Here is an 8,254-nt window from a genome sequence, read left to right on the forward strand (position 1 = left end):
CTCCAATTCTGTCTTCCCGATCCCCTCTTAGAGTGAGAATCGTTATCAACGTTTCCTATTTTTGCATGATTGCCGGTTCGCGTGAATGGAATTTCCTGTTTTCGGGATGGATTTTTTGTCACCGTCATGATTTGGACAATAAATGATACATGGTCTCATCAATTAAGCTGTCATGCATCGTGGCGTTATACATCAGCAGTCCCTGGTGACGGATAAATATGATTTGCTGCTGTCTGCTGCTGTGCGTTTGTTTCAGGCGCCTCCAGGCTGCCTCCAGATTAAGACAATACTCGTTCGGATACATGGTTGAGACGAAGAACAGCACATTATCACAGTCCCATGAGGCAACCTCATGGAGAGAAAATGTATCGAGAAAAGACACCTCTTCGGCAGGCTTTGGCGGCGTTATTTTTAATTCATCATAAAATAAATCCCTCATCTTCTTACGCGTTAAGCCGTATACCCGATAATGCTTTTCTTGCGCGCTTACGAGCAGAAAAGGCTTGCCGCCAAGCCGTTCCCGAATGTGCTCCCGGGCATTTTCCACCTTCATGTCAAAATACGTAAGCCAGCGCTGAGCTACACTGGACAAACCAAAAACTCTGCTGATGATCAGCAGCGTTTCCTTCCAGCTGTAATCGCGCCAGTGAATGACGGTGACTGGAGCTATATGGGAAAGGGATGCCAACAGTTCTTCTGGAAGAGGACCGCATAGTATTACGTCAGGGTGGCAGTTCCGGATTTGTTCCATATACGGCGTCAGATCCGGCTCCAAGAACCAGTCTTTATGCAAGCTCACCTTCGGCGTTATCCCAAGCACAGACAAATTCCCATGAAAAATAGCACTTAAATTTGCAACGCGAACTTGAGCATTCTTGATATAATCTGAGGGGGATAATCCCATATGCTTCTTAAAAAGTCGGCTGAAATACAGTTCGTCGGAATACCCAACCGTATGGGCTACCTCAGCAACTGACGAAGGAGAGCTGCCTAACAAGCCCAGTGAACGATTCAGACGTGTGGTCGTCACAAATTTATGCGGACTTAAGCCGGTAATCCCTCGGAACGCTTGATAGAACTTTCGGCTTGAGCCGGAAAGACGCGCCATTTCTTCTACATCAATCGTTTGATTATAGTGCTCCAGCAGGTACTGCTTCGCCTGATCCACATACTCCACGAGATCATCGTCCACACTTTTGGGACTTTGCAAAAATGTCGTAAACGCCGCAGCGATTTTGTAAAGATGCGACTGCAGCTGATAATAAAGCGCCGTATCCGGCTGTCCGCAGTCACTTAGAAATTCCGGGATCCAGTGGAAAATGTGCGGCATACGAAAGCTATACAGCTGCAGTTCATCCTGCTTTAGAAAATCATCCGATCCCTTGTGGGGAATTCGTGGAGCCAAATGCAATTGGGAAGGCTCTGCGCCGCCCAGAATTTGAAATCGAATCCATATGACACGCGCATGGTGGTGCCCGTTATTCTTCAACAAGCAGCGACAGTTCGGCGGAACGAAGAACAACTCCCCCGTCAGCACTTTGGCGGTTCGCCGGTGCGTCTGATCTTCCAGCGTTACCCGCAGCACTTCATCCATCATATAACCGAAGGCATAATGAGTCTGCCCCGCAAATTCCTGTGTCGATTGACTGCCGATATGCCGTTCATCTGTGCCTAAATAATGGAGGGCATGGGCACCGGCAGATAGGGTCATTATCATTGGAATCACATCCTTGCTTTCAATCTATGTCCCTTTATCATATTTGATAATGATTCTCATTGTCAAACGAACAGGAAAAAGCCTCCGCCCATTCGTTCAGGCGGAGGCTTTAAGGCCAAGTCTATTTCCCAATGAACTGCTGCGTGAACATTTTACCGCAGGGTCCCCCATTTACAATACCGATCCCAATGTGAGTGTAATCTTTGCTTAGAATGTTCGCCTTATGCCCAGGCGAATTCATCAACGCCTCATGAGCCGCTTGAACCGATTGATTGCAAGCGATATTTTCTCCCGCTGCGTTGTAGGTGATACCGAATTTCTCCATCATATCAAATGGTGAACCATACGTCGGCGAATCGTGAGAGAAATATTTGTTATCGACCATATCTTGGCTTTTGAGCCTTGCCGTTTTGATCAACTCGGCATCGACAGCCAGCGCAGCCAGTCCCACAGCGGCACGCTCTTTGTTCACCAAATCCAGCATTTGCTGTTCCTCTGCCGTTAACCCCGATGTCGGAGGAACCTGCGGTGCCGGCGTTGGCTCAGGCTGCGATGGTGGCGGTTCGGATGGCGCCGGCTCGGATGGCGGTGGTGTCGGAGCCGGTGGTGGCGCCGGTTTTTTGGGGATTTTCAAATTCCCATAGGCCCATAGAATGGACTGCAACGTTTGATCATCGACATTTCCGGTTACCGGAAGGCCGTATCTGCTTTGAAACGCTTTAACACCCGATTGTGTTTGGTTACCATAATATCCTGTAATAGGTCCGCTATAGTAACCCAGAGATTTCAGCATCCCTTGAACCGCATAAACATCCGGCCCCTTAGCCCCTTTTCCATAGGCAAAAGCGGTCGTTGAGGTCGAGCAGAACAAGGCGATACAGATTAGTACGATCCAGACATGCTTTTTCCTGCCATGAAACATGCGTTTACGTTCACTCCCCGTCGTCGTCAGTATCGTTCGCCCGACATGGGCGATAGCCCTTAGAGTGACCTGTTTTTTTGGATTTTATCCATTTATGTGAAAAAAAGTAATCTAACCCTTACTTCTTCATATGTCTCAAGCCATAGTCGTTTATTTTTTGGCTACTCTGCCTTCCAAGAGTGAAGCTACGACTCGATCCGGTCGTTCTGTACTTTGCACCTGGGGAAATGGTGACATGAAATTATCTTCAATGAGCTGTTCAATATATCCGGAATCAAGCGGATCATCGATCTTGATACTCCCAATTCTGCGTTTCACTTCATTCACCAAGTTCGGATCGGCAATGCCCTCCACATACGAAATGACCAAGTTTTTCTTGTTCCGTTCTCCGACTTGGCATTTCAACATTCGCAGATTCGGGTCGGTAGCCCTCGTGCGCAAAAGGGAGATATTTTCGTCCAATGAATTGACAAAACCGATCTTGTGGGTCCACGTACGAGCGCTTCCGAAGCTGGTTCTTCGAAATTCTGCGGAGAAGTAGATTCGGTTCCGAGGATCAAACCGCCGGAAATGCCATCTATGAGCAAACTGTTGACCCTCTAACACTCTCTCAATGACCTGATAGATATATAAACGATTGCGGCGTGCATATCTGTACTTCCGATATTAAATTTTCTGATGGAAAAGTCCGAGTTACCACCTAGATGATCGGTTAAGTCAAAATTTGAATTTAAGTTTTCAACCAAATTGTCGGGCGGCGGCCAATCCTTCCAAAGCTTTTGATCTGGAGCTGAATCGGGACTACTCGCTGACATTGTCTTGTAGAGAAATTCCAATATCATACGCCACATATTCATCACCTCTGATGATATTATGCATAGTTAGAATATTTTCCATGTATGATTTTGAAAATGGTAATCACGGACAATGAATTCGACACTATCCGACAAATCCAACGTGGAAATTAGCTTATGTGATAAATTTCGAAAAAAACAGCATTCTCTTTGAACTGCTATTCGTAGATCAGAGTCTAAAAAGTACTGTTTCAGGAATTCAGGAATTGATACATTGGGGGACCTAACAACATGAAGGAAATCAAACAAGTTCATCGGCGCTATATGCCTGGATTGGATGGCATCAGGGCGCTGGCGGTCCTTGCTGTAATTGCCTATCATCTCAACTGGAGATGGGCCTCAGGGGGATTTTTAGGAGTAAGTGTATTTTTTGTACTCTCCGGTTACCTTATTACGGATATGCTGCTGGAAGAGCGCAAAAATAAACATCGTATCGATCTGAAAACATTTTGGATACGCCGCATCCGCAGATTGCTTCCAGCCATGCTGTCGATGATCGTTGCTGTCGCCGTTTTTCTGGCGATTACGAATATCACCCGTTTAATCTCCATTCAGGGGGATATATGGTCAGCGTTAACCTATACCAGCAACTGGTACAACATTTTTCACCAAGTCTCTTATTTTGAGAGCTTCGGACCTCCTTCGCCTTTCGGGCATCTTTGGTCGCTTGCCATTGAGGAGCAATTTTATTTATTATGGCCTCTGCTTGTCATCGGCCTCAGTCGCTTCTTCAGCCCAACTCGCGGTAAATTTGTTTTACTCACACTCGCTGGAGCCATCCTTTCTTTCATCTCCATGGTGATTTTATATGAACCTGGCACTGACCCTAGCCGGGTATATTATGGAACGGATACAAGAGCGTTCGGCCTCTTAATCGGTGCGTCCCTTGCTTTTATATGGCCCAGCAGTAAACTTGCCGACCCGAACTTACGCAAAAATAGTTCATGGCTAGATATGACGGGTGCAGTTGGACTGATGGTTGTCATCTACATGTTCATTCGGACCGGGGAATACGATCAATCATTGTACACCGGTGGTATGCTTGTACTTTCATTCGCATCTACTTTCGTTATTGCTGCGGCAGCAAGCCCATCTAGCTTTGTTAGCACAATCTTAGGTTGGAAGCCTCTACGCTGGATCGGCGTAAGGTCTTACTCCATTTATCTCTGGCACTATCCTGTGATCCTATTAACGAATCCGGCGAATCCGAATACGGATACAAGCTACTTTGTCCAATTCATTCAGTTGACACTAAGTATCGGACTCGCCGCCTTGTCCTACTCCCTCGTTGAAAACCCTTTTAGAAGTGGCAATTGGCACATTTGGACCAAAATTCCCGGGTTTTGTTTGAAGGGGATTGCAGCTCTGTTTCAATTTAGATTCTTAATGAAGCTTTCACCGCTTGTCATTCTCGTATTGATCTGCGCTTCTTACCTGTTTAATCGGACAAGCACGGAAGTAACTCTCCATTCCCAAAGTCTGATGAACTCTGCTGCGGTTTCTTCGCCTGCCGTTCAATCGCCTGAATTAACTAGCGCTGTCCTGACATCTTCGACTGAAGTTGAGAAAGCGCCAGATTCGATAGACGTTGTACCGACATCACCTCCAAAAGGTAAGAATTCGCCTGTTTTGACAAGCCCTGTCCCGGCATCTTCTCCCGAAGGCAAAAATTCACCTGTTATGACGGTTCCTGTTCCGGCGGCATCACCTAATGCTCAGATTACACCTGAACAGACACCAGCTGTTCCAAGTGCATCAAATACGGACAGAATATCACAGAGCGAGAAAAAAACCGCCTCGGAGAACACATCTGGCACTTATAAACTGGTTTCATTAACCCAAAGTGTTACAGCTATCGGGGATTCCGTTATGCTGGGTGCCGCTCCGGTTTTAGAGAAGATGATTGCAGGAATTGTCGTAGACGGGAAAGTCAGTCGGCAGTTGTCGCAAGCTCCTGATATGATAAAGCAATTCAAAACCGATAAGACATTAAGTGGGATTGTCGTCATTCATCTAGGAACGAACGGGCCGTTTACGTCGGAACAGCTTGATAAGCTCCTCGAGGCGATTGGCGAGGACCGGAAGATTATTCTCATCAATACACGTGTACCTCGAAAATGGCAAGATACGGTCAATGATGCTTTAGCAGCTGCAAGCAAGAAGCATGCGAATGTCAAACTGGCCGATTGGTATTCATTGAGTGAGGATAAGTCAGACTGGTTTGTCAGCGATGGCGTTCATTTGACAACCAAAGGAGCCGAAGCTTACTCCAAACTTATTCTTGCTTCTGTTTCATCTATGCGAAAAACAGCTTGATGTTGTTTCGCAAAAATATTAACACTAAAAGGACCCTTAATGCTGATTATTAAAACATAATTACTAATTTTAATGACAAAGAGGTATTGCTGCCTCATTCTTCATTGTTTCATTGATTTTTCTACTTACTGGACTAACGACTAGGGCTTTTCGATTTTCAGTCTTCGTAACATAAGCAACAAATTGGTTGAACTGGATTGACTAGTTTCGACCTCTTAAATACCTCACTGGTGGCACAATCATTAAGGAAGTACGGTTATTATGAAGAAAAATATTCATAGTAATAGGTAATTTGGAACTGTGGTTATGCTCGAATCCAAGCTACAATTAGATTATCCAAAAAAAGTAAAGAAATGGATGATCCCGATGATCACAAAAATAGCTAAAGGTTTTAGTACGATTATACTTCTATATGTTTTATTCTTAAGTTTCTTAGTATTCGCTAATCCTTTTGTTTTGTTGAAGGAGTTTTCCGCTTCAATAGGCTTAACAGAAAAGGTTAAGATGAAGGCGATCACCACAGCTGATAGTGAAAAATGGGACAGCTTGATTCGTGAAGAAACGAGTAAAGGGACGGTTTCAGCAGAAAAATTGAAAGAACTTCATAGTAAGGTTGAGAATGAGGCTCAAAGCTATACATATCGTTATAAAATTAATTACTATGCATACTTCAGATATTTGGTCGTCGGCGCTCTATTCCTAAAATGGGCACAAAGCTTAACGCTCAAACTCGCTCATGCCAGACGTGAATAAACTAACGATTAAACGCCTTGCCTAAAGCTTGGAACTAGGAAAGCGTAACGTGGTTCCGCTAATGTGTAATACAAATAATTTCACATTAAGCTGCCCGTTACTTCAACAGACAAAGGCAGCCGAACGTGTGTCGGCTGCCTTCATGTCGTGATTAAACTATAGTGTCCCGTTAGTACCGTTGTATATCTAAGCACAAAGTAAGATTTGACCATAATTTCACATCGGTATTTAAACACAAACAGCCACTCGGAACAATAGAGTGGTTTTTTGTATAGTTGAATTCACACTTTTTGTTTAATTTCTTTTTTAAAAACAAAAGTGATAAATCCTTTCTAATTGGACAATCTAATTTTCAGAGGTGACAGAGCTATGAATAAAACTGAATTAAAATTAACATCAACGGAAATTGGAGCTTTATGGGGGCAATATGTAAATGGCACAATGGTAAATTGTGTGAATAAATATTTGCTTACCATTATAGAAGATACATCCATTAGAGAGGTTTTTGTCGATGCAATTAAAATAACTGAGAATCAAATGAAGCAGGTTTCTACTTTTATTCTTAATGATGGATTTCCATTGCCCATAGGGTTTACAGATGCAGATATCACCCCCAATAAAAAAAGATTATTTTCGGATGTTTTTTGTTTGGATTATTTGTATCTTATGACAATTCATGGTTTAAACGGTCACATAATTTCGCTTACTACATCAGTTAGAAAAGATTTAAGGGATTTCTTTGACTCCTGTTTGACGGATGGAAAAAATATGTACCATCGTACCGTTGATTTATTACTTGAAAAAGGGCATTTTCAAAGAGACCCGTATTTTTTCCCACGTGCAAACCCAGAGTTTATTGACAGCAAAAAATATCTCGATGGTTATTGGGGAGATAAACGTCCTCTTTCTGCCATAGAAATTGGTAATATTTCCTTAAACCTAAAGAAGAGTATTATGGCAAAAACACTTGGAATTGCATTTAGTCAAATTGCTGGATCCAAGGAAATAAGGGAATTTCTAACAGATGCAGTTGAAACGTCAAATGACCATATCCAATTACTAAGTAAAAAACTAAAAGATGATAATTTACCTGTACCAATGTCATCAGAAACTGAAATAACTGAATCTACAGATTCGCCGTTTTCAGATAAACTCATCATGTATCACACTGGTTTTTTGTTTATAACTGCTCAATCATATCATGGATTAGGATTAGCGGGTTCTATGAGGTCTGATTTAATTCTTGATTACGAAAGAATAATTCTCAAAGACCTAACAGTATCAAAAAATTGGTTTGATCTCATGGTAAAAAATAAATGGTTAGAACAACCTCCAATTGCACCAAACAGAAAAGAAATTGCTAAAGACCAATAGCTTTCCAGCTTAATACTAGGAAAAGCCCTCTTTGTAGATGTTCAAAAGAGGGCTTTTCGGTATTTTTCTTGCGCTAATCTGCCCGTTCGTATTATGAGGTTAACCAGTTTTTACTGGTTGACCTCTTTTGTATTTTAGAGGTTTAGTAACGGTAGCCGGGGGCGAACGTCTCTGCCCGTGGGACCGTGATCCCGTGATGTAAACTGTTCACCCCCTACTTGTGGAAACATGTTTGAGGCTGGTTGAGACAACGATCTCGAATAACAAGCGAAGCTATGACACTGCAAGAAGGACTAGGGGCTACCGGCAAATTCAGTT

At 43.3% G+C, this 8,254-nt stretch carries 6 protein-coding genes; 3 read left to right on the forward strand and 3 right to left on the reverse strand.

Features of this window, described 5'->3' with window-relative positions; all coding sequences use genetic code 11:
• Nucleotides 1-124: 124 nt before the first annotated feature.
• The 3 genes from J2Z65_RS26170 to J2Z65_RS35445 form a co-directional block, all read right to left on the reverse strand.
• Nucleotides 125-1,717, reverse strand: a complete 1,593-nt coding sequence (locus J2Z65_RS26170) for a helix-turn-helix domain-containing protein (RefSeq protein WP_167068975.1) — start codon at nucleotides 1,715-1,717, stop codon at nucleotides 125-127.
• Between the two features lie 121 nt (nucleotides 1,718-1,838).
• On the reverse strand, nucleotides 1,839-2,639 hold the full coding sequence (locus tag J2Z65_RS26175; protein WP_167068971.1) for a peptidoglycan-binding protein: 801 nt from the start codon (nucleotides 2,637-2,639) through the stop codon (nucleotides 1,839-1,841).
• Nucleotides 2,640-2,789: 150 nt separating this feature from the next.
• Nucleotides 2,790-3,245: a spore germination protein gene (locus J2Z65_RS35445; protein WP_167068968.1), complete on the reverse strand. Its 456-nt coding sequence runs from the start codon at nucleotides 3,243-3,245 to the stop codon at nucleotides 2,790-2,792.
• Nucleotides 3,246-3,724: 479 nt separating this feature from the next.
• Here J2Z65_RS35445 and J2Z65_RS26185 point away from each other — a divergent pair, with 479 nt between their 5' ends.
• From J2Z65_RS26185 to J2Z65_RS26195, 3 genes are all read left to right on the forward strand, one after another.
• Nucleotides 3,725-5,809 carry an acyltransferase family protein gene (locus tag J2Z65_RS26185; protein ID WP_167068965.1) on the forward strand — a complete coding sequence of 695 codons (2,085 nt, stop codon included), beginning with the start codon at nucleotides 3,725-3,727 and terminating at the stop codon, nucleotides 5,807-5,809.
• 306 nt (nucleotides 5,810-6,115) lie between these two features.
• The gene (locus J2Z65_RS26190; RefSeq protein ID WP_167068962.1) at nucleotides 6,116-6,562 is read left to right on the forward strand and encodes a hypothetical protein; all 447 of its coding nucleotides are present in this window, start codon (nucleotides 6,116-6,118) and stop codon (nucleotides 6,560-6,562) included.
• A 369-nt stretch (nucleotides 6,563-6,931) separates the two neighbouring features.
• Nucleotides 6,932-7,936 carry a DUF3231 family protein gene (locus J2Z65_RS26195; RefSeq protein ID WP_167068959.1) on the forward strand — a complete coding sequence of 335 codons (1,005 nt, stop codon included), beginning with the start codon at nucleotides 6,932-6,934 and terminating at the stop codon, nucleotides 7,934-7,936.
• The last annotated feature ends 318 nt before the right edge of the window (nucleotides 7,937-8,254 follow it).

The sequence above is a fragment of the Paenibacillus aceris genome (genome assembly GCF_017874035.1).
In the GTDB taxonomy this organism is placed as follows: domain Bacteria; phylum Bacillota; class Bacilli; order Paenibacillales; family NBRC-103111; genus Paenibacillus_E; species Paenibacillus_E aceris.